Raw genomic sequence first — 23,008 nt, forward strand, 5'->3', positions numbered from 1 at the left:
GCCGGCTTTTGCGGAAAGGAGCGCGCTGGCGACTGATGCCGCCGGCGCTGGTTCGCTCGAAAAACAGGTAGGAGACTGACGAGCGACCCGATCCGGACCTCGTTAGGGCTGCTTCCTTCCGGACCTGACCCGGTTGGCGAGTGGCTCGTCCACCGCCAATCTCCCGGTCCCTATTTGGGGCCAAAGGGAGCGGAAAGCAAGCGGGTATCGGCTCGCACAGCTTGGGTTTGCCCAGCATCCGGGCAATTTTCGGTTTGCCCAGCCGATAGGCTGTGCTTTCGCAGCACGGACCACCTTGCTAAGAACGCCTGCCGGAACTTCCAATCAACCAGAAAAGCGATTGCTCCCAATGGTTACACGTCGTGATGTTGCATCGATTGTCGGACTCGGTGTCGGACTTGGCGCGGTGACCGCGACCGCGCTGGCCGCGCCCGCCGTGGCCCAGACCGCCGATCCGAACGAATCGACCTTCGCCCGCATCCGCCGGACCAAGAAGATGCGGATCGGCGCGGTCGGCGGCGGCGCGCCCTATTACATGAAGGACCTCGCCTCCGGCCAGTGGAAGGGCTTCTACATCGAAATCGCCAAAGGCCTCGCCGACGACATGGAGGCCGAGCTCGAGATCACCGAGACCACCTGGGGCAATTCGGTGCTCGACCTGCAGGCCAACAAGATCGACATCTTCTTCGGTCTCAACCCGACCCCGAAGCGCGCACTGGTGGTCGACTTCTCGGTGCCGGTCTTCAACAACGCCTTCGCCATCCTCTGCAAGAAAGACTTCAAGCCGAAGAGCTGGGCCGAATTGAACTCGCCCGACATCAAGATCGCGGTCGACCAGGGCTCCTCGCATGACCAGGTCGTCAGCCGCCTGACGCCGAAGGCCCAGATCACGCGGCTGAAGACCGCCGACGATGCCACCGCCGCGCTGCAGACCGGCCGCGTCGACGCGCAGTGCCTGATCACCATGCTGTCGCTGACTGTGCTGAAGAAGAATCCCTCGCTCGGCCAGCTCGTGCTGCCGACGCCGATCTTCGCCACCACGTCGAATGCCGGCTTCCGCCGCGAGGCAGACAAGACCTGGCGCGACTACGTCAACACCTGGATCGATTTCAACAAAGGCCTCGGCTTCATCCGCAACGCGATCATCACGAATATGGAGCTGGTGGGCGTGACGGAAGCGGATATTCCGCCGGGTGTGTCATTGTAAGCTTCCACTGTCATTCCGGGGCTCGCGAAGCGAGAACCCGGAATCTCGCGCTACAATCTCTGGATTCCGGGTTCGCCCTCCGGGCGCCCCGGAATGACGTCACCCGCGACCGAGTTAAGCACGCATGTATCAGTGGGACTTCGGCATCCTCTGGAGCTATCGCTGGCTCTTTCTCAACGGGCTCGGCGTCACCGTCGGCTTCACCGTGGTCATCGTGGTGTGCGGGCTGCTGTTCGGCCTGCTCGGGGCGTTCGGCAGCCTGTCGCGGATCAAGGCACTGCGGCTGACTGCGCTCGCCTTCATCGAGGCGTTCCGCTGCACGCCGATCCTGGTGCAGCTGATCTGGTTCTATTACGCGCTGCCGATCCTCGCCGGTGTCGAGATGACGCCGATCACGGCGTCGGCGCTGGCGCTCTCGCTCTATGGCGGCTCGTTCTATTCGGAGATCATCCGCGGCGGCATTGTCTCGATCGAGCGCGGCCAGTCGGAGGCCGGCGCCGCGCTCGGCATGACGGCGATCCAGACCATGCGGCGCATCGTGGTGCCACAGGCGATCAAGCGCATGATCCCGGCGTTGATGAACCAGTCGATCATCCAGTTCAAGAACACCTCGCTGGTCTCGGTGCTCGCAGTGCCCGATCTCGTCTATCAGAGCCAGGTCGCCGCCCATGACAGCTACCGGCCGCTGGAGACCTACACCGCGGTCGCGGTCGCCTATGCGGCGATCCTGATCCCGCTCACTATCCTCGTTCGCCGCGGCGAGAAGCGATTGGCGGTCAGCGAATGAGCGAAACGTCCAAGAATACTTCGAAAATCGAGATCCGTGGCCTTCGCAAGAGCTTCGGCAGCAACGAGGTTTTGAAGAACATCAATCTCGACGTCGGCAAGGGCGGTGTCGTGGCGCTGATCGGGCCATCAGGTTCGGGCAAATCGACGCTGCTCCGCTGCATCAATCTGCTGGTGGTGCCCGACGGCGGCCGCGTCCGCGTCGGCGACACGCGCTTTGCGTTCGGTGACGGCGTAAAGCCGCCCGACATGAAGACGCTCGCAAGATTCCGCGCCACCACCGGCATGGTGTTCCAGCATTTCAACCTGTTCCCGCACATGACGACGCTTCAGAACGTGATGGAGGGACCGGTCACGGTGCGGCGCATGGCGAAGGCCGACGCGGAGACGCTCGCACGGGCGCAGCTCGCCAAGGTCGGACTTGCCGAGAAGGCCGATCAATACCCTGCGACACTCTCCGGCGGGCAAAAGCAGCGGGTCGCGATCGCGCGCGCGCTCGCGATGGAGCCTGAGGTCATGCTGTTCGACGAGGCGACCTCGGCGCTCGATCCTGAATTGGTCGGCGAGGTCTTGAGCGTGATGCAGCAGCTGGCGTCCGAGGGCATGACCATGGTGATCGTGACCCACGAGATTGCGTTTGCCCGCGAGGTTGCCGACCGCCTGATCTTCATGCGCGACGGAATCGTGGTCGAGGAAGGCCCGGCGCGGCAGGTGATCGACAACCCCAAGGAAAGCGCGACGCGCGCATTCCTCAGCCATTTCCACCGCACCGGCGCGCTGCCGCCGGCCACAACGGCATCGTGATGTCCGATATCAGTCGCGTCTATCTCGTCACCGGCGCTGCCAGCGGCATCGGCCGTGCCACCGCAAAGCTGCTCGCGGCGCCCGGCACGGCGCTGCTCCTGCACACGGGCTCCAACGCGGAAGGCCTCGACGCCACTGCGGCGGAGGCCGAAGCGAAAGGCGCTGTGGTCGCAAAGTGCCTCGGCGATCTCGCCGAGGAAGCGGCGATCACCGACGCCATCGCCGCCACGCAAGCCGCATTCTGTCGGCTCGATGGACTGGTTCTCGTCGGCGGCCATGCCCGCCGCGGTAGCGCCATTGGCACGCCGGCGGATGAGTTCCGCCGGGCCATGGATGAATCGGCGCTGGCCTTCACGCGTCTCGTCGACGCGGCCCTGCCGTTACTGCGCGCCGGGCGTGACGCGCGGATCGTTGCCGTCTCCTCCTTCGTGGCGCACGCGATCCGACCCGAATTCGCGCCGTTCGCCGCGACCGCCGCGAGCCGCTCCGCGCTGGAAGCGCTGGTGCGCCTCACCGCGATAGAGCTTGCGAAAGACGGCATCACCGTCAATGCCGTTGCACCCGGCCTGATCGTCAAGGACAGGCCGAGCGAGAGCCGGCTGTCGCCCGAGCAGATCGCCGCGACCGAAGCGCTGATCCCGATGCGCCGCCGCGGGCGGCCGGAGGAAGTCGCCGAAATCATTGCCTTCCTGGCATCCCCGAAGGCGTCCTACGTCACCGGCCAGGTCTGGAACGTCAATGGAGGCCTGACATGACCGAAGCAACCGTCGAACGCATCAGGCTGTTCCTGATCGAAAGCCCGATCAAGATGGCGCGCCTGCAGGGCGTCGGCAACGTCAAGGGCACCGTGAAGCGCGTGCTGCTCGAGCTCACATCCAGCGACGGCGTGATCGGCTGGGGCGAGGCGGCGCCGTGGGAAGTGTTCACGGGAACGCCGGAAGCCGCGTTCTCCGCGCTCGACATCTATCTGCGCCCCATCGTGCTCGGCAAGCCGGTGCGCCGCATCCGCGCGCTGATGGCGGAGCTGGACCGCGCGCTGGTCGGACATGCCGAGGCCAAGGTCGCGATCGAGATGGCCTTGCTCGATATCATCGGCAAATCGTCTGGGCTCTCGGTCGCCGACCTGCTCGGTGGCCGCGTGCGCGACACGATTCCCCTCTCCTTCTCGATCGCCGATCCGGATTTCGCCGCCGACCTCGAGCGCATGCGCAAGATGGTCCCCGAGGGCAACGTCATCTACAAGGTCAAGACCGGAGTAAAACCGCATCGCGAGGACCTGGATCATCTCGAGGCGATCCGGAAAGAATTCGGCGACAAGGTCGATCTGCGCGTGGACTACAATCAGGCGCTGGCGCCGTTCGGCGCCATCAAGATCCTGCGCGACGTCGAAGAGTTCGCGCCGACCTTCATCGAGCAGCCGGTGCCGCGCAAGTATCTCGACGTGATGGCGCAGCTCACCGCGGCGCTGGAGACGCCCGTGCTCGCGGATGAGAGCTGTTTCGACCGCCGCGACATGATGGAGGTGGTGCGGCGCGAAGCGGCCGACGCCGTCTCGATCAAGCTGATGAAGGCCGGCGGCCTGTTCGAGGCGCAGGCGATCATGGCGATCGCGGACATCGCGGGCCTGCCCGGCTATGGCGGTACGTTGTGGGAGGGCGGCATTGGCCTTGCCGCCGGCACGCAGCTGATCGCGGCCACACCGGGCATCTCGCTCGGCTGTGAATTCTACATGCCGCATCACGTGCTGACCGAGGACGTGCTGGAGGAGCGCGTCGCCAACCGCGCCGGTCATGTCGTGGTGCCCGACGGCCCCGGCCTCGGCATCCGCGTCAGCGAAGCCTCCGTCCGCGCCAATGCGCGGGTGATCGCGGAGGCGTAAGGAGCCGCACGCTCGCCTTCACCTCCCCGCTTGCGGGGAGAGGTCGGAATTCAAACGAAGTTTGAATTCCGGGTGAGGGGGTACAGATCTCTCCACGATCTCGTGCGCGGAGAGAGGCCCCTCACCCCGCCCTCTCCCCGTAAGAACGGGGAGAGGGAGAAGAAAGCGACGACCGCGTATGCGGTGACAGCGGGGCGCAATCCTTCCCCTCAGGGAATCGGTATCGTATGGTCGTCCCAGACAAGCCCGCTCCCACCGGGCCATCCGGAAACACCTATGCCCGAACCCGCCTGGTCGCTGCACTCCCGCTTGAAAGAGGACACCATCGATATCGGCGATCTGCCGCTGTCGAAGGTGCTGGTCATCAAGGATGCGCATTATCCCTGGCTGCTGCTGGTGCCGCGGCGGGTCGATGCGGTCGAAATCATCGATCTCGACGAGGTGCAGCAGGCGCAGCTGATGACCGAGATCTCCCGCGTCTCGCGCGCGCTGAAGGAGATCACCAAGTGCGACAAGCTCAACATTGCCGCGCTCGGCAATCTCGTGCCGCAGCTGCACGTCCACATCATCGCACGGCGGACCAGTGATGCGGCCTGGCCGCGCCCGGTATGGGGCGTGATGCCGCCGCTCGCGCATGACGCCGCGGAGGTTCAGAATTTCATCAGCGCGCTTCGCCGCAAGATCTGGTTGGGTTGAAAGAACGATAATGTCAGCATTCGACGCATTTCCGCTGGGACAGCCGGCCTTCGTCACCAACATTCTCGATCGCGCCGCGCATCTGCGCCGCGACGACGAAAAGCTGTTCGCGCTGGAACAGAAGCCGTCATCGCGCGCCTATGTGGTCTATCGCGACTCGCTGCTGGTGAAGCGCGAGGGCGACAGGGTGCGCGCGCTGCTCGGGGTCGACGAGGCGCTGAAATGCGGCGCCAATCCCGGCACGATCTTCCTCGGCCTGCGCGACGGCGCCGCTATGTTCGGCATGGGCCTGTCGCAGGCGGCTGCCGAGAAGCTGGTCGGCCGCGAGGACTATACCGTGACTGAGCTGCGCGGCATGGCAATGCAGGGCGCGATCCCACCCGAGGAGCTCTCGGCCGTGGCGATGGCGAAATCGATGGTAAGCTGGCATCAGCGCCACGGCTATTGCGCCAATTGCGGCACGCGTAGCGCCATGAAGGAAGGCGGCTGGAAGCGCGACTGTCCGGCCTGTAAGGCCGAGCACTTTCCGCGGACCGACCCGGTGGTGATCATGCTGGTGGCGTCCGGCGACAAATGCCTGCTCGGCCGCCAGAAGCATTTTCCGCCCGGCATGTATTCCTGCCTCGCCGGCTTTGTCGAGGCCGCCGAGACCATCGAGGACGCGGTGCGCCGCGAGATCCTTGAGGAGTCCGGCATCAGCTGCACCGACGTGCGGTATTACATGACTCAGCCCTGGCCCTATCCGTCGTCGCTGATGATCGGCTGCAGTGCGCGGGCGCTGAATGAGGACGTCGTGGTCGATCAATCCGAGCTGGAAGACGCGCGCTGGTTCTCGCGCGAGGAGGCGGCGAAGATGCTGATGCGGACGCATCCGGACGGGCTCGCCGGCCCCCATCCCTTCGCCATCGCTCATCATCTGCTCGGCCGTTGGGTGCAAGACAAGAGCAGCGCCTGAGCTGAGACCACCGATGGCCGAGATGGCGCCGCGTGTCCTCTGCATCGGCATGCCGGTGCGCGACCTCCTCCTGCGCGTCGAGGCCGTGCCCGAACGCGGCAGCAAGGCGAACGCCAGCCATCTCGCAGAGATTTGCGGCGGCAACGCGCTCAATGCGGCGATCGCCATCGCGCGGCTCGGCGGCCGCGTCGCCTTCGCGGGGCCGATGGGCGATGCGCGGGAATCGTCGAGCGATTTCATTCTCGCGCAGATGGCGCAAGAGGGCATTGACGTCGCGCACATCGTGCGCATGCCGGGCCTGGCGACGCCGGTCTCCGCGATCATGATCGAGCCCTCCGGCGAGCGGACACTCACCATCTATCGCGATCCCGGCCTGTGGCGCGTGAAGCTGCCCGACGCCGACGCGCTGCTCGCTGATTGTCAGGCGGTGCTCGTCGAAAGCCGCTGCGCTGCGTTCGCAACCTCCCTCTGCGCCGAGGCACGCCGGCGCGGCATTCCCGTCATCGTCGGCGTCGATCGCGCGATGGCGTTGCAGGACGGCCTGCTCACGGCCGCCTCGCATCTGCTGTTCGCCAGCGCGCAGCTGCAGGAGACGGCCGGCATCGCTGACGACGGCGAGGCACTGAGGCGCCTCGCCAAGCTGACGCCGGCCTTCATCGCGGCCACCCGCGGCCCGCATGGCACGATCTGGCTGAACGAAACGAGCCAGCCGGAGGAAACACCGGCCTTCCCGGTCCAAGCGGTCGATACGCTTGGCGCCGGCGACGTGTTCCATGGCGCCTTCACGCTTCGCCTCGCCGAGGGCAAAGGGGCGCGGGAGGCGCTCCGATTCGCCGCGGCCGCCGCAGCGCTGAAATGCACCCGCCATGGCGGCGGCCTCGCCGCCCCACAACGCATTGAAGTTGAACAGTTTTTACGCGGGCATCCCTAGAGCGATTCCACTGCTACGCGCAGATTATAGGCTTGCTGTGGAAGGATTTTCTCTATATCAGGGAAATGAACCCGTGAAATGGAACAAAGTTCTTCAAAATGACCGATGCCGCCGTCCAGATCCCCGAGACCAACCGCCGCCTCGATGCCATCGACCGCAAGATCCTGATGGTCCTCCAGGACGATGCCTCCCTCTCCGTCGCCGAGATCGGCGACCGTGTCGGCCTGTCCTCGACCCCCTGCTGGAAGCGCATCCAGCGCCTGGAGGCCGACGGCGTGATCATCAAGCGCGTGGCGCTCGTCGACCAGAACAAGATCGGGCTCGGCATCTCCGTGTTCGTCTCGGTCGAAAGCTCCGATCATTCGGATGCCTGGCTGAAGAAGTTTGCCGAAGCCGTCAGCGCCATGCCCGAGGTGATGGAATTCTATCGCATGGCCGGCGACGTCGATTACATGCTGCGCGTCGTCGTCGCGGACATGCAGGCCTATGATGTCTTCTATAAGAAGCTGATCAGCGCCGTGCCGCTGAAGAACGTCACCTCGCGTTTCGCGATGGAGAAGATCAAGTCGGTCACCGCGCTGCCGATCCCGGCGGTGGTGGCGGCTTAGGTTTCACCTCTCCCCGCTTGCGGGGAGAGGTCGGATTGCGAAGCAATCCGGGTGAGGGGGTACAGGTCCCACGGCGATCTCACATGTGGAGAGAAGCCCCTCACCCCAACCCTCTCCCCGTAAGAACGGGGCGAGGGAGTGTGCCGTCGGAGCGGTCAGCTCACATCAAATCTTCTGATTGTACTCGCCGACTTCGGGATGGGTGCGCAGCACGCTGTTCACCATCTCGAACATGTCGTGCATGCGCTGCTCGGAGACCGGGCTCTCGACCACGACGACGAGCTCGGGCTTGTTGGAGGAGGCCCGCACCAGGCCCCAGCTGCCGTCCTCGACCGTGACGCGCACACCGTTGACGGTGACGAGATCGCGGATCGACTGGTTGCCGATCTTGGCGCCTTTCGCCTGCAAGCCTTCGAAGTGCTTCACCACCTTGTCGATGACGCCGTATTTGACCTCGTCGGCGCAGTGCGGCGACATGGTCGGCGACGACCAGGTTTTTGGCAGCGCGTTCTTCAGGTCGGCCATCGACTTGCCGGGCGCGCGGTCGAGCATGTCGCAGATCGCGATTGCCGAGACCAGGCCGTCGTCATAGCCGCGGCCGAACGGCTTGTTGAAGAAGAAGTGGCCCGACTTCTCGAACCCCGCGAGTGCGCCCATCTCGTTGGTGCGGCGCTTCATGTAGGAATGGCCGGTCTTCCAATAGGCGATCTTGGCGCCCTGCTTCTGCAGCACGGGATCGGTGACGAACAGGCCGGTCGATTTCACGTCGACGACGAACTGCGCGTCCTTGTGGATCGCCGACATGTCGCGCGCCAGCATCACGCCGACCTTGTCGGCAAAGATCTCCTCGCCGGTGTTGTCGACGACGCCACAGCGGTCGCCGTCACCGTCGAAACCGAGGCCGACATCGGCCTTGTGATGCAGCACCGCGTCGCGGATCGCGTGCAGCATCTCCATGTCCTCGGGGTTCGGATTGTATTTCGGGAAGGTGTGGTCGAGCTCGGTGTCGAGCGGGATCACCTCGCAGCCGATCGCTTCCAGCACCTGCGGCGCGAAGGCGCCGGCGGTGCCGTTGCCGCAGGCCGCGACGACCTTGAGCTTGCGCGTCAGCTTCGGTCGAGAGGTGAGGTCGGCGATGTAGCGCGCCGGATAATTCTCGTGGAACTGGTAGGAGCCGCCGGCCCTGTTCTTGAACTCGGCGTTCAGAACGATCTCCTTCAGCCGCGTCATCTCGTCGGGACCGAAGGTCAAGGGACGGTTGGCGCCCATCTTCACGCCGGTCCAGCCATTGTCGTTGTGCGAGGCCGTGACCATGGCAACGCAGGGCACGTCGAGATCGAACTGCGCGAAATAGGCCATCGGCGTCACCGCAAGGCCGATGTCGTGCACCTTGCATCCCGCAGCCATCAATCCGGAGATCAGCGCATATTTGATCGAGGCCGAATAGCCGCGGAAATCGTGCCCGGTGACGATCTCCTGGCGGACGCCGAGCTCGGCGATCAGCGCACCCAGCCCCATGCCGAGCGCCTGCACACCCATCAGGTTGATTTCCTTCTGGAACAACCAGCGCGCGTCGTATTCGCGAAAGCCCGTCGGCTTCACCATCGGCTCGGATTCGAAGGCGTAGGTGTTGGGCAACAATACGGATTTCGGCTTCGGGAACATTGAGACGATCTCATGAAAAGGGGGCAGGATTTGCTGCAGCCTTAGCGAATGCCGGGCCGCAGCGAAAGGCGGGAATGAAGGCTTATGGCCGATAATTGCGGCAGTTTGGTAACGAAGAACGTGCCAGCGGCGCGATATAAATGTCTGACCAGAATGGGCTAACTCCGTAGCCGTGCAACCTCCTCCTCAATGACCTTCCTGAGAGGCGGCAGAGCCTGTTGAACAGTCTCCCACACGAAATGGGCAGCAACGTCCTCATAATTGTGTCGATAGACATTGCCCGCCGCCGCCATCTGCCTCCAGGCGATCGCTGGATGCCTCGATTTCAAATCGTCGGGCAGGCGGCGAGATGCCTCTGAGATAATCTCCAGACACCGCGTAACTGCATAGACCGTCCGCAGGTCCGCCGCGAACACATCGCGATCAAAGCCTGAGGCGAACTCAATCGCCAAATCGATGTGATGCAAGGTGTCCCGGAGAGCCCCGCCAATGCGATCAGAAGGCATAGACAGCGTCGGCGTTCGCAGCTGGAGCGACGTATGATTTCAGGCCGTCGCGATTGACGACGTCAACGGGTTCATCAAAGAGCTTGGCGATATATTCCTTGAGCTCGACGTAATCGAAGACCGTGATCCGCGCATCCGGATCGATCTCGACCATGATATCGACATCGCTGCCGGAATGATTTTCGCCCCTCGCCACTGAGCCGAACAACGCGGCATGCAAAACACCCCGCGCGCGCAGGGCAGGCTCGAACTGTCGCAGAACCGCTATCGCATCGGGGCCGTTCATGAGTGGAATATAGCATCCCGCCTGCCCCGGCGGGAGGCCTTATTAGGAGCTTAAGGCGAACCTACTGCTCCAGCACCATCTGGCCGTTGGCGTATTCGAAGCGCTTCAGGCGGGACAGGAAGGAGAGGCCGAGCAGGTTCTCCGACAGCGCCTCGTCCGGCAGCACCATGGCGTCGAAATCGCGCACGATGAGGCCGCCGACCTCGAGCAAGGCGATGCGGGTGCGCGCCGCCTTGATGGTCCCGTTGGCCGTCGAGACCGTGGCGTTGTACTCGCTGCGCGAGGGACGCAGGCCGAAACGGGCGGCCGAGGTCTCGTTCAACGCAACGACGGAGGCGCCGGTATCGATCATGAAGCCGATGCGCTGGCCGTCGATCCGGCCCTCGGTCTGGAAATGACCGCGGCCGTCGCGGGCAACGGCCAAGCTGCGGCCGCCGGCCGGGGCTGTGGCCGCAACCGCGACCGTCGTGCGCGGCACTGACGTGGCGGAAGCCGAGCTCATCTTGTCCGCCATCTGCGCCATGAAGGTGCCGAGGCCGATCATGACGGCCGCGATGATCATAATGTTACGCATCACACCATTTCCGAGCCGAAAGCTCGATTTCATCACGCGGCGCGCCCGTACGCGAGCAACGCCGCGGTCAGCACGATGCTATTTTGACGAAAAGGATGAGCGGACGGTTAATGCCGGTCGCGAGCTCTCACGTCCCGCGCGGCTTCGCCCGTCTTGTCGGCGCTGCGCTCGCCGGGTCGTCCGGCCAGGGGTGGCGCGGATAGCGGCCGCGCAGGTCGGAGCGAACCGCCGCGTAGCTGCCGCGCCAGAAGCCGGGGAGATCGCGCGTCACCTGCACCGGGCGCTGCGCCGGCGATAGCAATTCCAGCACCAGCGGCACCTTGCCGGCGGCGATCGACGGGTGGGTGTTGAGGCCAAACAGTTCCTGCAACCGCACCGCGATCGTCGGCCCCTGCTCTGCCTCGTAGTCGATCGCGAGCGCACTACCGGTCGGCGCCTCGAAATGGGTCGGCGCCTCGCGATCGAGCCGCGCGCGCATCTCCCACGGCAATAGCGCCATCAGGGCATCCGAGAGATCGCCCGCGGAGATATCCTTGAGCGCGATCTTGTCGTAGAGCGCCGGCACCAGCCAGTCGTCGCGCCGCGCGATCAAGCCGGCGTCCGACAGGTCGGGCCAGCTGTCGCCTTCGGCCTTGCGCAGGAACATCACGCGGTCACGCCATTGCTTGGCGGCCTTCGACCAGGGCAGCCGGTCGAGGCCGGACGCGATCAGGCCATCGGCAAGAATGCCCGCGGTGTCGTCCGAGGGCGACACGGCAAGCGTCGTCTCGGACAGCGTGATCGCGTGCAGCACGCGCTTGCGCCGCGCCCGCAGCGCCATCGCGCCGCGATCGAAGGAGATCTCGTCGGCGGTCTCGATATGCTCGGCGAAATGCCGCTCGATCTCGTCCTGGGTGATTTGCGCCGCGAGCAGGATGCGTCCGCTCGCCGCCGTCCCCGTCATCTCGCCGATCGCGATGTAGGGGGCGCGGGCGAGCGAGGAGGTCTGCTCGACGGAAGCGCCGCGGCCGTTGGCCAGCACGAAGCTGCCATTGCCGCGATTGCGCGCGACACGGTCCGGGAATGCACAGGCGAGCATCAAGCCGGTCGAGAGATCCTCCTGCTGCGCCGCCTTCTCCGAAGCCGCGACCTGCGCGGCCCAGCGGCGCGCGAGGTCGCGCGCGCTCGCGGCGCGCGGCGAGCGGTCACGGCGGAACTGGTCGCGCCGATGCTCGAGATCGACGCTGTCGCCCCCAAGGCCGCGCTCGGTGATGATGGCGGCGATCTCGGCGGCGGCCTCGCCGCTGCCTGCACGATGCGAATCCACGATCATGCGCGCCAGCCGCGGTGGCAGCGCCAGCGAACGCAGGCTCTTGCCCTCTGCGGTGATGCGGCCGCCGTCATCGAGCGCGTTGAGCTCGGTCAGCAGGCTCTTCGCTTCCTTCCAGGCCGGCGCGGGCGGCGGATCGAGGAACGACAGTGCGGCGGGATCGCTGACGCCCCATTGCGCGAGGTCGAGCACCAGCGAGGACAGATCGGCGCTCAGAATTTCCGGCTGGGTGTAGGGCGCAAGCGAGGCCGTCTGCGGCTCGTCCCAGAGCCGGTAGCAGACACCTGGCTCGGTGCGGCCGGCGCGGCCGCGGCGCTGGTCCACCGCCGCGCGCGAAGCGCGCACGGTCTCGAGCCGCGTCAGGCCGATATCGGGCTCGTAGCGCGGCACGCGGGCGAGACCGCAATCGACGACGATGCGCACGCCCTCGATGGTGAGCGAAGTTTCGGCGATCGATGTCGCCAGCACCACCTTGCGCGTGCCCTTCGGCGCCGGCGCGATGGCACGGTCCTGCACGGCGGCATCGAGCGCGCCGAACAGCGGCACGATCTCGACGGAGGCATCCTGCACGCGCTCGCCGATAAAATTCTGGGTACGGCGGATCTCGGCGGCGCCCGGCAGGAACGCCAGCACGGAGCCGCTATCGGCCCGCAGCGCGGACGCGATCGCATCCGCCATCTGCCGCTCGATCGGCGCATCCGCCTTGCGGCCGAGATAGCGCGTCTCGATCGGAAAGGCGCGACCCTCGCTTTCGATGACGGGGGCCTCGCCGAGCAGTTTTGCCACGCGCGCGCCATCGAGCGTGGCCGACATCACGAGGATGCGCAGATCCTCGCGCAAGCCGGTTTGCGCATCACGCGCCAGTGCGAGGCCCATGTCGGCATCGAGCGAGCGCTCGTGAAATTCGTCGAACAGGATCGCGGCAACGCCTGACAGTTCGGGATCGTCGAGGATCTGGCGGGTGAAGATGCCCTCGGTCACCACCTCGATCCGCGTCACGCGCGAGATCTTCGAGCCGAAGCGGACGCGGTAGCCGACGGTTTCTCCAGTGCGCTCGCCAAGCGATTTGGCCATGCGATCGGCGCTGGCGCGCGCGGCGATGCGGCGCGGCTCCAGCACGATGATCTTCTTATCCTTCGCCCAGGGCGCATCGAGGAGCGCCAGCGGCACCCGCGTGGTCTTGCCGGCGCCCGGCGGCGCCACCAGCACGGCGGCGTTATGCGCCTCCAGCGTGCGCGACAAATCGTCGAGCACGGCGTCGATCGGGAGGGGCGTGTCGAAGCTGCGGGGCACAATCTCGCATCCGTCATCACCAGCTCCAGTGCGCGATTGCGCACTGGCACGGGTGATCCAGTCAACTCAGATCCCAATCACCACGAAGATCGGGATTACTGGATACCCCGCCTTCGCGGGGTATGACAATCGTGTGTACCGATCAGCCCTGCACCGGCGGGCGCCCGATGCTCTCATAGGTGAAGCCGGCGGCTTCCATGTCCTCGGGGCGGTAGATGTTGCGGAGATCGACGACGACCGGCTGCGCCATGGTCGCCTTCAGCCGGTCGAGGTCGAGCGCGCGGAACTGCACCCATTCGGTGACGATGACGAGCGCGTCCGCGCCTTGCGCGCAGGAATAAGCGTCCTCGCAATAGGTGATGTCGGGCAGTTCGCCCTTGGCCTGCTCCATGCCGACCGGATCGAACGCCTTCACCTTCGCGCCCATGTCGATCAGACCGGTGACCAGCGGGATTGATGGCGCATCGCGCATGTCGTCGGTGTCGGGCTTGAAGGTGAGGCCGAGCACCGCGATGGTCTTGCCGCGCAGTGAGCCGCCGAGCGCCTGGCTCACTTTCCGCGCCATTGCGCGCTTGCGGTTCTCGTTGACCGCCAGCACGGATTCGACGATGCGCAGGTTCACGTCGTAATCCTGCGCGATCTTGATCAGCGCCTTGGTGTCCTTCGGGAAGCACGAGCCGCCGAAGCCGGGACCGGCATGCAGGAACTTGGTGCCGATGCGGTTATCGAGGCCAATGCCGCGCGCGACCTCCTGGACGTTGGCGCCGGCCTTTTCGGAGAGATCGGCGATCTCGTTGATGAAGGTGATCTTGGTGGCCAGGAACGCGTTGGCGGCGTATTTGATCATCTCGGCGGTGCGGCGCGCGGTGAACATCAGCGGCGCCTGGTTCAGCGACAGCGGGCGGTAGATGTCGCCCATCACCTTGCGACCGCGCTCGTCGGAGGTGCCGACCACGACGCGGTCGGGGAATTTGAAATCACGGATCGCCGCGCCCTCGCGCAGGAATTCGGGGTTGGAGGCGACAACCACATCGGCCTTGGGATTGGCTTCGCGGATGATGCGCTCGACCTCGTCGCCAGTGCCGACCGGCACGGTCGATTTCGTCACCACCACGGTGAAGCCTTGAAGCGACTGCGCGATCTCGCGCGCGGCGGCGTAGACATAGGAGAGGTCAGCGTGCCCATCGCCGCGGCGCGAAGGCGTACCGACCGCGATGAACACGGCATCGGCATCGGCAACCGGCTTGGAAAGGTCGGTGGTGAAATCCAGCCGCCTGGCTTTGACATTGTTCGCCACCAGCTCGTCCAGCCCGGGCTCGTAGATCGGAATCTCGCCGCGATGGAGCGCCGCGATCTTCTTCTCGTCCTTGTCGACGCAAGTGACGTCGTGGCCGAAATCCGCAAAGCAGGCGCCGGACACCAATCCCACATAGCCCGTGCCGATCATCGCAATTCGCATGAAAAATCCTGTTCCAGCTTGGTTAACGGAAGCCCAATTCGGGGCGGTTTAGCATTTTCCCGAGGTCATGGAACAGTCCGCATGCAAAAACCGGCCCGCGATTTGAACCGGTAAAGAAGTCGGAAACCACTGGGCTCCAAACTGCCCCACACCCGCACAGGGACGGCGGAACGCGCCTCGAAAAGGAACACCATGGCACGATCAGGCACAATCGCGGCGGCCGGGCTTTCCAGAGCCCCTTCGGCCCCGCGTGTCGACTGGGTCGACTACGCCAAGGGCATCTGCATCGTCATGGTCGTGATGATGCATTCGGTGCTGGGGGTCGAGCTCGCCGCCGGCCAGACCGGTTTCATGCATGTCGCCGTGGCCTTCGCAAAGCCGTTCCGGATGCCGGATTTCTTCCTGATCTCGGGCTTGTTCCTGTCTCTGGTGATCGATCGGGATTGGCGAACCTATCTCGACCGCAAGGTGGTGCATTTCGCCTATTTCTATGTCGTCTGGGTGACAATCCAGTTCGGCTTCAAGGCGCCGGCCTTTGCCGCGGAGACCAGCTGGCGCGCGGTCGGCTTCCTGTACCTCGAATCCTTCATCGAGCCGTTCGGCACGCTGTGGTTCATCTATCTGTTGCCGGTCTTCTTCGTCGTCACGAAACTGACACGCAAAGTCCCCCCGCTCGCGATCTGGCTCGTTGCCGCCGCGCTGGAGACCGCACGGATCACGACCGGCTGGACGGTCATCGACGAGTTCTGCGCGCGCTTCGTCTATTTCTATTCGGGCTACCTGTTCGCGCCTTACGTGTTCGCCCTGTCGGATCGCGCCCGCAGCCATCCGGGTCGCGCGCTTGCAGCGCTCGCGACCTGGGCGCTGGTCAACGCCGGCCTCGTCGCGTGGGGCGCCAGCGAGTGGGCGATCGTCTCGCTCGTGCTCGGCTTCGCCGGCGCCTGCGCCATCATCGCGACGGGCACGCTGCTCGCGCGCGCGCAGTGGCTCAATTTCCTCCGCTTCTGCGGCGAGCATTCGATCGTGATCTACCTCGCCTTCTTCCTGCCGATGGCGGCGACGCGGACGCTGCTGCTGCGCACGGGCATCATAGCCGACATCGGCACGGTGTCGCTGCTCGTGACCATTGCCGGCGTGCTCGGAGCGCTTGCGATCTGGCGAGGCGCGCTGCGCCTCAATGCGCGCTTCCTATTCGAGCGGCCCGATGCGTTCTGGATTGCGCCGAGGAAAGCGGGAGCGGTGTTGCAGGCGGCAGAGTAGCTGCGCTCTCGGTGTCGTCCCCGCGAAAGCGCGGACCCATAACCACCGGGAGAAGTTGCGGCGCAACGCTGGTACCCACGAGTCTTCGCCAAACGCCTCCCTGTGGGTATGGGTCCCGGATCGGCGCTCCGCCCTGGACAACGCTACGCGTTGCCAAGGGCTGCGCTTGTCCGGGACGACGAGAGGTGTGGGAATCGCCCCAAAAATCCACCTCCCAAGGCTGTCAAAGCCCGCAAAAATTCATACATTGCGGCCATGCCCAAGACATCTCCGAAGACCACCGCCAAAGCTGACACCAAGGCCGCGCCGAAGGCGGCTGCGGGGAGTAAATCCGTTGCGACAGCTGCTGCCAAACCGGTTGCGGCCAAGGCGGCCGGCAACGGTGACCATGTCTTCCTGGTCGACGGTTCCTCCTACATCTTCCGCGCCTATCACGCGCTGCCGCCGCTGAACCGCAAGTCCGACGGGCTCCAGGTCAATGCGGTGCTCGGCTTCTGCAACATGCTATGGAAGCTCTTGCGCGAGATGCCCGAGGATAACCGGCCGACGCATCTCGCCATCGTCTTCGACAAGTCGGAGATCACCTTCCGCAACAAGATCTATCCGGACTACAAGGCGCACCGGCCGCCCGCGCCCGACGATCTCATTCCGCAATTCGCGCTGATCCGCGAGGCCGTGCGCGCCTTCGACCTGCCCTGCCTGGAACAGACCGGCTTCGAGGCCGACGATCTCATTGCGACCTATGTGCGAGAGGCCTGCGAGCGTGGTGCCAGCGCCACCATCGTGTCGTCCGACAAGGATTTGATGCAGCTCGTCACCGATTGCGTCACCATGTACGACACCATGAAGGATCGCCGCATCGGCATATCAGAGGTGATCGAGAAATTCGGCGTACCCCCGAACAAGGTGGTCGAGGTGCAGGCTTTGGCCGGCGATTCCACCGACAACGTGCCCGGCGTGCCCGGCATCGGCATCAAGACCGCAGCGCAGCTGATCACCGAATATGGCGATCTCGACCAATTGTTGTTCCGCGCCGGCGAGATCAAGCAGCCCAAGCGGCGCGAGGCGCTGCTCGAGAACGCCGAGAAGGCCCGCATCTCGCGGCAGCTCGTGTTGCTCGACGACAAGGTCGATCTCGAGGTGCCGCTGGACGATCTCGCCGTCCACGAGCCCGATGCGCGCAAGCTGATCGCCTTCCTGAAGGCGATGGAGTTCACGACGTTGACGCGACGTGTCGCCGAATATTCGCAGATCGATCCTGCCAACGTCGATGCCGATCCCGGCTACGCAAAGGGCGCGAGCGTATTCTCGCCGCTGCCGCCTTCGGACGTCGTGCCCGCACCGGGGACCGGCGCACCGGCGCGAGCCGCGCCGGGCGAACGCAACAAGTCGGCGGGCAAGGAGGACAAGGCTGCGAGCCCGAAGGGTGCACCGATCTCGCTCGCCGCTGCGCGCGAGGAGGCGCTGCGCAAGCTTCCGGTCGATCGCAGCAAATACCAGACCATCAAGACGCCTGGGGAGCTCGACGCCTTCATCGCGCGAATCCACGATGCCGGCCATGTCGCGATCGAGACGAGAGCCAACTCGATCGATCCGATGCAGGCCGATCTCTGCGGCATCGCGCTGGCGCTGGCGCCGAACGAGGCCTGCTACGTGCCGCTGGCGCACAAGCAATCCGGCGGCGGCGCCGGCCTGTTCGATACCGGCCTCGCGCCGGATCAGGTCAAGCACGCGGATGCCATCGAAGCATTGCGGCCGGTGCTGGAATCTGCAGGCATTCTCAAGATCGGATTCGACGTCAAGTTCACCGCCGTGATGCTGGCGCAGCACGGCATCACCCTGCGCAACATCGACGATGCGCTCCTGATCTCCTACGTGCTCGACGCCGGCCGCGGCTCGCAGGCGCTGGAATCGCTGTCCGAGCGCTGGTTCGGCCATGCCATGCTGAAGGAAAACGAGCTGCTCGGCAGCGGCAAGGGCAAGATCACCTTCGACCAGGTGCCGATCGACAAGGCCGCGCCACTGTCGGCGGAAGGCGCCGACATCGCCTTGCGCGTCTGGCACGTGCTGAAGCCGCGCCTCGTCGCCGAGCACATGAGCGCGGTCTACGAGACCCTCGAGCGGCCGCTGGTATCGGTGCTCGCACGCATGGAGCGGCGCGGCATCTCGATCGACCGGCAGGTGCTCGCGCGTCTGTCCGGTGACTTCGCGCAGACCGCGGCGCGCGTCGAGGCCGAGATCCAGGAGATCGCGGGCGAGCCGGTCAATGTCGGCAGCCCCAAGCAGATCGGCGACATCCTGTTCGGCAAGATGGGACTGCCCGGCGGCACCAAGACCAAGACCGGCGCATGGTCGACCACCGCCCAGGTGCTCGATGAGCTCGCCGAGCAGGGCCACGATTTCCCGAAGAAGATTTTGGAGTGGCGCCAGGTCTCCAAGCTTAAATCGACCTACACCGACGCGCTGCCGACCTATGTCAACCCGCAGACGCATCGCGTGCACACGACCTACGCGCTGGCCGCGACCACGACGGGCCGGTTGTCGTCCAACGAGCCGAACCTTCAGAACATTCCGGTGCGCACCGAGGATGGCCGCAAGATCCGCCGCGCCTTCGTCGCGACACCCGGACACAAGCTGGTGTCGGCCGACTATTCGCAGATCGAGCTGCGGCTGCTCGCCGAGATCGCCGACATCCCCGTCTTGAAGCAGGCGTTCCGCGACGGACTCGACATTCACGCCATGACCGCGTCGGAAATGTTCGGCGTGCCGATCAAGGGCATGCCGAGCGAGATCCGCCGCCGCGCCAAGGCGATCAATTTCGGCATCATCTACGGCATCTCGGCGTTCGGACTCGCCAACCAGCTCGGTATCGCCCGAGAGGAAGCCTCGGCCTACATCAAGAAATATTTCGAGCGCTTCCCCGGCATCCGCGCCTACATGGACGAGACGCGCGACTTCTGCCGCAACCACGGCTACGTCACCACGCTGTTCGGCCGCAAGTGCCACTACCCCGACATCAAAGCCTCCAACGCCTCGGTGCGCGCCTTCAACGAGCGCGCCGCGATCAACGCCCGGCTTCAGGGCACCGCCGCCGACATCATCCGCCGCGCCATGACGCGCGTGGAGGATGCGCTCACCGCAAAGAAGCTGTCGGCGCAGATGCTGCTCCAGGTGCATGACGAATTGATCTTCGAGGTGCCGGACGACGAGGTCGAGGCGACGCTCCCCGTGGTGCAGCACGTGATGCAGGACGCGCCGTTCCCGGCCGTGCTGCTCTCGGTGCCGCTGCATGTCGATGCGCGCGCGGCCAACAATTGGGACGAGGCGCATTGATTTCTCACCTCTCCCCGCTTGCGGGGAGAGGTCGGATCGCTCTTGCGATCCGGGTGAGGGGGTACAGGTCTATCGACGACCGCCCGCGTGGAGAGAGCCCCTCACCCCAACCCTCTCCCCGTAAGCACGGGGCGAGGGAGCGCACCGAGTTCGCGGCGCGAGAACTCAATTGTCCTCCGAGCAATTGCACGATGGCCCCACCTCGCCTCGCATATTAGAACCATTGCATCTCCCGCACCGGTTCGCTCATGCCCCACACCTCCGCCCTGCTCGCCTTTGCCCTCGTCTGCCTTGGCCTCGTGCTCACGCCGGGACCAAACATGATCTATCTGATATCGCGCTCGATCACGCAGGGGCCGGCGGCGGGCATCGTCTCGCTCGGCGGCGTGGCGCTGGGCTTCGTGTTCTACATGCTGTGCGCGGCGTTCGGCATCACGGCGCTGCTGCTCGCCATTCCCTTTGCCTATGACGCGCTGCGCCTTGCCGGCGCCGGATACTTGCTGTGGCTCGCCTGGCAGGCGGTGAAGCCGGGCGGGCGTTCGCCGTTCCAGGTGAGAAAGCTCGCGATCGACAGCCCGCGCAAATTGTTCGCGATGGGCTTCGTCACCAATCTGCTCAACCCGAAGATCGCGATGCTGTATCTGGCGCTGCTGCCGCAGTTCATCGATCCCGCCGCCCGGCAGCGTGCTGACGCAGTCGGTGGTGCTTGGGGCGATCCAGATCGCGATCAGCGTCAGCGTCAATGCGATGATCGCGCTCGCGGCCGGATCGATCGCACTGTTCCTGGCGAGGCGGCCGAGCTGGATGCTGGTGCAGCGCTGGCTGATGGGCACGGTGCTGGCCGGCCTCGCGGTGCGGATGGCGGTCGAAGCGAAGAAGGTGTAGCCGACGTCACGAGCCGCTTGCTCGTGTCCCGGACGCGCTGCAGCGCTCTGGCGCTGCTGCGCAGAGCCGGGACCCAGAAGGCCAAGTACGAGATCGCAGAGGCATGGGCCCCGGCTCTGCGCCGCAGCGCTATGCGCTGCGTCGCGTCCGGGGCACGAGCGTGCTAATCCAGCTTCGCCTCCATGCCCCGCTTCACCGCCGGACGGGCCATCAGGGCGTCGTACCAGCGCTTGACGTTGGGGAAGTCGGCCAGATCAACCTTGTGGCGAGGGTGGCGCCAGGCCCAGCCCAGGATGGCAAAATCGGCAACCGAGAGCTCGTCGGCGACGAAGTCGCGCCCCTCCAGGCGGCGGTCGAGCACGCCGTAGAGCCGGCGCGTCTCCGCCATGAAGCGCTTCAAGCCGTAGGCGCGATCCTGCTCGTTCTCCAGCGCGATGAAATGGTGCACTTGGCCCGGCATCGGGCCAAAGCCGCCCATCTGCCACATCAACCATTCGTAGACGGGGATCCGCTGGCTCAGCGATTTCGGCAGGAATTTGCCGGTCTTTTCGCCAAGATAAAGCAGGATGGCGCCGGATTCGAAGATGCTGACCGGCTTGCCGTCCGGCCCCTCGGGATCGACGATCGCAGGGATCTTGTTGTTCGGAGAGAGCTTGAGGAACTCGGGCGCCATCTGCTCACCCTTGGTGATGTTCACCGGGATCACCTTGTAGGGCAGCCCCATCTCCTCCAGCGCGACCGAGATCTTGCGTCCGTTCGGCGTGTTCCAGGTGTGCAGCTCGATCGTCATTCCCATTTCCTTCCCAAGAGGCTTGCCCCCTCAACTACTCCAGAAGGTTGCGCCCTCACAACCGGCCGACCGGGATGGCCGATCCCTGTTGACGGGAGACGACCCCTCTGGAATGTCGCGGCCGTCGCGGATAAATTCCGCCTCCACCAAAAACGCTGTTCGAGGGACCGCCGTGTCGAAATCAGCCTCCCGCGCCCGCCTGTTCGAAATCATCCGCCGGCGCTCCTTCGGCCGCGGCGAGGTGACGCTCGCGTCGGGCCGCAAGAGCGATTTCTACTTCAACCTCAAGCCGACCATGCTCGACCCAGAGGGCGCGACGCTGCTCGCCGAGCTGACTTACGAGGCGCTCAAGGACGACCAGCTCGATTTCATCGGCGGGCTGGAGATGGGCGCGGTGCCGCTCGCCGGCGCTCTGGCGCAGATCTCCTGGATCAAGGGCCATCCGATCGCGGCCTTTTTCGTGCGCAAGAAGCCGAAGGAGCACGGCGCCAAGCTGGCGATCGAAGGCCTGCCCAAGGGCGAGACGCTGGCGGGCAAGCGCGTCGTGATCGTCGAGGATGTCACCACCACGGGCGGCTCGGCGATGAAGGCGGTGGAATCGGTGCGCGAGATCGGCGCCAATGTGGTGCTGGTGCTGACCATGGTCGACCGCGAGGAAGGCGCCACCGACACGTTCGGTGCGGCCGGCCTGCCGTTCCGCTCGCTGTACAAGGCGTCGGAATTCCTGAAGGCATAAGAGGACGAGACATTCTCCGACGACATGCCTGAGCGTGCCCCGGAAGCAACGCCGTCCGCGAAAGCTGCGCCTGGCCTTAAAGAGATCACCGCCTCGTCTTGAAACCGCCTCCGCGCAACTGCTCATTTACCATCGCGAACTAAGGTGAACCGTGTGCTGAGACCTCGAACGGTCTTGGCCGGTTCAGTAGCGTCGGGTGGAGTGAGCCTTGCGTACAGAGTTATCCCATACGCGGCGGCAGCGTCGCGCGATGCTCGTGGCTGTCATGGTTGCGGTTCCCATGCTCGCGGCTTCGGCGCCGGTTTCGGCCGAGGGCCTGTTCGACTTCCTGTTCGGGGGAATGCAGCGGCCGCAGCCACAGCCGGCAACCTCCTACTCCGATCCCTTCACAGGCCAGCAGAATGCCGCAAACCCCCAATATGTACCGCCGACACGCTCGGCCGCAGCCGGCTCGGGCCCGGCTTTCTGCGTGCGCAGCTGCGATGGCAAGTATTTTCCGCTGATGCGAGGCGTCGTCTCACCGGCGCAGATGTGTCAGGCGTTCTGTCCCGCCACCGCCACAAAGATCTATTTTGGGTCCAGCATCGACGGCGCCTATTCGCAGGCGGGCGAGCGCTATGCCGACAGCGAGAACGCATTTGCCTATCGCAAGGCGCTGCGCGCCGACTGTACCTGCAACGGCCGTGAGCCGGTTGGTCTTGCCCCGGTGGATCTTGCGCTGGATTCCTCGCTGAAGGCCGGCGACGTGATCGCCACCACCGACGGCCTCGTCGCCTATACCGGCATCCGCGTCGGCAACGACCAGGCGGCGGACTTCACCCCGGTTGCCTCCTATCCCGGCCTCACCGCCCAGGTCCGCGCGCGGCTTGGCGAGATGAAGGTGGCACCTGTGCGCGCCGAGACGGTGTCGGCCGATGCGCCGGCTCCGGCCGAGATCGTGCGTGAGGCGCTGCCGGATGTGTCGGTGCCGAAGACCGCCGCGAAGCCGGCGAAGCGGGCGGGACTGGATTGATCTCGTGTCCCGGGCGACGGCGCAGCGCGAAGGC

General features: G+C 65.2%; 20 protein-coding genes, 1 other RNA gene and 1 pseudogene. 14 read left to right on the forward strand and 8 right to left on the reverse strand.

Features of this window, described 5'->3' with window-relative positions; all coding sequences use genetic code 11:
* Nucleotides 1-67: 67 nt before the first annotated feature.
* Nucleotides 68-164, reverse strand: an RNA gene (ffs, locus tag ACVIIV_RS05000) — signal recognition particle sRNA small type.
* Nucleotides 165-349: 185 nt separating this feature from the next.
* Here ffs and ACVIIV_RS05005 point away from each other — a divergent pair.
* From ACVIIV_RS05005 to ACVIIV_RS05045, 9 genes are all read left to right on the forward strand, one after another.
* A complete protein-coding gene (locus ACVIIV_RS05005; protein WP_456743194.1) occupies nucleotides 350-1,207 on the forward strand; it encodes a transporter substrate-binding domain-containing protein in 858 nt (285 codons plus the stop codon).
* 124 nt (nucleotides 1,208-1,331) lie between these two features.
* On the forward strand, nucleotides 1,332-1,994 hold the full coding sequence (locus ACVIIV_RS05010) for an amino acid ABC transporter permease (protein WP_456743195.1): 663 nt from the start codon (nucleotides 1,332-1,334) through the stop codon (nucleotides 1,992-1,994).
* Nucleotides 1,991-2,797 (forward strand): amino acid ABC transporter ATP-binding protein, encoded by an 807-nt coding sequence (locus ACVIIV_RS05015; protein ID WP_456743196.1) that lies wholly within the window; start codon nucleotides 1,991-1,993, stop codon nucleotides 2,795-2,797. The genes ACVIIV_RS05010 and ACVIIV_RS05015 overlap by 4 nt, the downstream gene beginning before the upstream one ends.
* Nucleotides 2,797-3,552, forward strand: coding sequence for an SDR family NAD(P)-dependent oxidoreductase (locus tag ACVIIV_RS05020; RefSeq protein ID WP_456743197.1), 756 nt, complete (start codon nucleotides 2,797-2,799; stop codon nucleotides 3,550-3,552). The genes ACVIIV_RS05015 and ACVIIV_RS05020 overlap by 1 nt, the downstream gene beginning before the upstream one ends.
* Nucleotides 3,549-4,676 (forward strand): muconate cycloisomerase family protein, encoded by a 1,128-nt coding sequence (locus tag ACVIIV_RS05025; RefSeq protein ID WP_456743198.1) that lies wholly within the window; start codon nucleotides 3,549-3,551, stop codon nucleotides 4,674-4,676. The genes ACVIIV_RS05020 and ACVIIV_RS05025 overlap by 4 nt, the downstream gene beginning before the upstream one ends.
* A 276-nt stretch (nucleotides 4,677-4,952) precedes the next feature.
* Nucleotides 4,953-5,372: an HIT domain-containing protein gene (locus ACVIIV_RS05030; protein ID WP_100236798.1), complete on the forward strand. Its 420-nt coding sequence runs from the start codon at nucleotides 4,953-4,955 to the stop codon at nucleotides 5,370-5,372.
* 10 nt (nucleotides 5,373-5,382) lie between these two features.
* The gene (nudC, locus tag ACVIIV_RS05035) at nucleotides 5,383-6,327 is read left to right on the forward strand and encodes an NAD(+) diphosphatase (RefSeq protein ID WP_456743199.1); all 945 of its coding nucleotides are present in this window, start codon (nucleotides 5,383-5,385) and stop codon (nucleotides 6,325-6,327) included.
* 13 nt (nucleotides 6,328-6,340) lie between these two features.
* Nucleotides 6,341-7,258 carry a sugar kinase gene (locus ACVIIV_RS05040; RefSeq protein ID WP_456743200.1) on the forward strand — a complete coding sequence of 306 codons (918 nt, stop codon included), beginning with the start codon at nucleotides 6,341-6,343 and terminating at the stop codon, nucleotides 7,256-7,258.
* Nucleotides 7,259-7,356: 98 nt separating this feature from the next.
* The gene (locus tag ACVIIV_RS05045) at nucleotides 7,357-7,866 is read left to right on the forward strand and encodes an Lrp/AsnC family transcriptional regulator (protein WP_456743201.1); all 510 of its coding nucleotides are present in this window, start codon (nucleotides 7,357-7,359) and stop codon (nucleotides 7,864-7,866) included.
* Between the two features lie 165 nt (nucleotides 7,867-8,031).
* Here ACVIIV_RS05045 and ACVIIV_RS05050 read toward each other — a convergent pair whose 3' ends face one another.
* The 6 genes from ACVIIV_RS05050 to ACVIIV_RS05075 form a co-directional block, all read right to left on the reverse strand.
* Nucleotides 8,032-9,531, reverse strand: a complete 1,500-nt coding sequence (locus ACVIIV_RS05050) for a phosphomannomutase/phosphoglucomutase (RefSeq protein WP_456743202.1) — start codon at nucleotides 9,529-9,531, stop codon at nucleotides 8,032-8,034.
* A gap of 158 nt (nucleotides 9,532-9,689) precedes the next feature.
* Nucleotides 9,690-10,037, reverse strand: a complete 348-nt coding sequence (locus tag ACVIIV_RS05055) for a HepT-like ribonuclease domain-containing protein (protein WP_456743203.1) — start codon at nucleotides 10,035-10,037, stop codon at nucleotides 9,690-9,692.
* Entirely contained in the window at nucleotides 10,027-10,323 is a 297-nt protein-coding gene (locus ACVIIV_RS05060; RefSeq protein ID WP_456743204.1) for a nucleotidyltransferase family protein, read from the reverse strand. The genes ACVIIV_RS05055 and ACVIIV_RS05060 overlap by 11 nt, the downstream gene beginning before the upstream one ends.
* A 61-nt stretch (nucleotides 10,324-10,384) precedes the next feature.
* On the reverse strand, nucleotides 10,385-10,897 hold the full coding sequence (locus ACVIIV_RS05065; RefSeq protein ID WP_456743205.1) for a TIGR02281 family clan AA aspartic protease: 513 nt from the start codon (nucleotides 10,895-10,897) through the stop codon (nucleotides 10,385-10,387).
* Nucleotides 10,898-11,024: 127 nt separating this feature from the next.
* The gene (gene hrpB / locus ACVIIV_RS05070) at nucleotides 11,025-13,499 is read right to left on the reverse strand and encodes an ATP-dependent helicase HrpB (protein WP_456743206.1); all 2,475 of its coding nucleotides are present in this window, start codon (nucleotides 13,497-13,499) and stop codon (nucleotides 11,025-11,027) included.
* A gap of 142 nt (nucleotides 13,500-13,641) precedes the next feature.
* Nucleotides 13,642-14,958, reverse strand: coding sequence for a UDP-glucose dehydrogenase family protein (locus ACVIIV_RS05075; RefSeq protein ID WP_456743207.1), 1,317 nt, complete (start codon nucleotides 14,956-14,958; stop codon nucleotides 13,642-13,644).
* A 192-nt stretch (nucleotides 14,959-15,150) separates the two neighbouring features.
* Between ACVIIV_RS05075 and ACVIIV_RS05080 the strand changes: the two genes are divergently transcribed.
* The 3 genes and pseudogenes from ACVIIV_RS05080 (at nucleotide 15,151) to ACVIIV_RS05090 (ending at nucleotide 20,436) form a co-directional block, all read left to right on the forward strand.
* On the forward strand, nucleotides 15,151-16,218 hold the full coding sequence (locus ACVIIV_RS05080; RefSeq protein WP_456743208.1) for an acyltransferase family protein: 1,068 nt from the start codon (nucleotides 15,151-15,153) through the stop codon (nucleotides 16,216-16,218).
* Nucleotides 16,219-16,473: 255 nt separating this feature from the next.
* The gene (gene polA, locus ACVIIV_RS05085; RefSeq protein ID WP_456743209.1) at nucleotides 16,474-19,551 is read left to right on the forward strand and encodes a DNA polymerase I; all 3,078 of its coding nucleotides are present in this window, start codon (nucleotides 16,474-16,476) and stop codon (nucleotides 19,549-19,551) included.
* A 248-nt stretch (nucleotides 19,552-19,799) separates the two neighbouring features.
* Nucleotides 19,800-20,436 (forward strand): annotated as a pseudogene (locus ACVIIV_RS05090) (LysE family translocator).
* A gap of 163 nt (nucleotides 20,437-20,599) precedes the next feature.
* Here the strand turns inward: ACVIIV_RS05090 and ACVIIV_RS05095 are convergent.
* Nucleotides 20,600-21,226: a glutathione S-transferase family protein gene (locus tag ACVIIV_RS05095; RefSeq protein ID WP_456743210.1), complete on the reverse strand. Its 627-nt coding sequence runs from the start codon at nucleotides 21,224-21,226 to the stop codon at nucleotides 20,600-20,602.
* A 172-nt stretch (nucleotides 21,227-21,398) separates the two neighbouring features.
* On the opposite strand from ACVIIV_RS05095, the gene pyrE reads away from it, so the two are divergent.
* Both pyrE and ACVIIV_RS05105 read left to right on the forward strand, forming a co-directional pair.
* A complete protein-coding gene (gene pyrE / locus ACVIIV_RS05100; RefSeq protein WP_456743211.1) occupies nucleotides 21,399-21,962 on the forward strand; it encodes an orotate phosphoribosyltransferase in 564 nt (187 codons plus the stop codon).
* A 250-nt stretch (nucleotides 21,963-22,212) separates the two neighbouring features.
* Entirely contained in the window at nucleotides 22,213-22,974 is a 762-nt protein-coding gene (locus ACVIIV_RS05105; RefSeq protein WP_456743212.1) for a DUF2865 domain-containing protein, read from the forward strand.
* Nucleotides 22,975-23,008: the final 34 nt, after the last annotated feature.

The organism is Bradyrhizobium sp. USDA 4354, assembly GCF_054060315.1.

Bases quoted from the DNA above. Each gene is read 5' to 3' on its own strand.
- polA (WP_456743209.1), top strand. From the start codon at position 16,474: ATGCCCAAGACATCTCCGAAGACCACCGCCAAAGCTGACACCAAGGCC.
- ACVIIV_RS05025 (WP_456743198.1), top strand. From the start codon at position 3,549: ATGACCGAAGCAACCGTCGAACGCATCAGGCTGTTCCTGATCGAAAGC.
- ACVIIV_RS05065 (WP_456743205.1), bottom strand. From the start codon at position 10,897: ATGCGTAACATTATGATCATCGCGGCCGTCATGATCGGCCTCGGCACC.
- ACVIIV_RS05020 (WP_456743197.1), top strand. From the start codon at position 2,797: ATGTCCGATATCAGTCGCGTCTATCTCGTCACCGGCGCTGCCAGCGGC.
- ACVIIV_RS05060 (WP_456743204.1), bottom strand. From the start codon at position 10,323: ATGAACGGCCCCGATGCGATAGCGGTTCTGCGACAGTTCGAGCCTGCC.
- ACVIIV_RS05105 (WP_456743212.1), top strand. From the start codon at position 22,213: ATGCTCGTGGCTGTCATGGTTGCGGTTCCCATGCTCGCGGCTTCGGCG.
- ACVIIV_RS05040 (WP_456743200.1), top strand. From the start codon at position 6,341: ATGGCCGAGATGGCGCCGCGTGTCCTCTGCATCGGCATGCCGGTGCGC.
- ACVIIV_RS05015 (WP_456743196.1), top strand. From the start codon at position 1,991: ATGAGCGAAACGTCCAAGAATACTTCGAAAATCGAGATCCGTGGCCTT.
- ACVIIV_RS05030 (WP_100236798.1), top strand. From the start codon at position 4,953: ATGCCCGAACCCGCCTGGTCGCTGCACTCCCGCTTGAAAGAGGACACC.
- ACVIIV_RS05095 (WP_456743210.1), bottom strand. From the start codon at position 21,226: ATGACGATCGAGCTGCACACCTGGAACACGCCGAACGGACGCAAGATC.
- ACVIIV_RS05010 (WP_456743195.1), top strand. From the start codon at position 1,332: ATGTATCAGTGGGACTTCGGCATCCTCTGGAGCTATCGCTGGCTCTTT.
- ACVIIV_RS05050 (WP_456743202.1), bottom strand. From the start codon at position 9,531: ATGTTCCCGAAGCCGAAATCCGTATTGTTGCCCAACACCTACGCCTTC.
- ACVIIV_RS05055 (WP_456743203.1), bottom strand. From the start codon at position 10,037: ATGCCTTCTGATCGCATTGGCGGGGCTCTCCGGGACACCTTGCATCAC.
- ACVIIV_RS05080 (WP_456743208.1), top strand. From the start codon at position 15,151: ATGGCACGATCAGGCACAATCGCGGCGGCCGGGCTTTCCAGAGCCCCT.
- ACVIIV_RS05005 (WP_456743194.1), top strand. From the start codon at position 350: ATGGTTACACGTCGTGATGTTGCATCGATTGTCGGACTCGGTGTCGGA.
- ACVIIV_RS05075 (WP_456743207.1), bottom strand. From the start codon at position 14,958: ATGCGAATTGCGATGATCGGCACGGGCTATGTGGGATTGGTGTCCGGC.
- ACVIIV_RS05045 (WP_456743201.1), top strand. From the start codon at position 7,357: ATGACCGATGCCGCCGTCCAGATCCCCGAGACCAACCGCCGCCTCGAT.
- nudC (WP_456743199.1), top strand. From the start codon at position 5,383: ATGTCAGCATTCGACGCATTTCCGCTGGGACAGCCGGCCTTCGTCACC.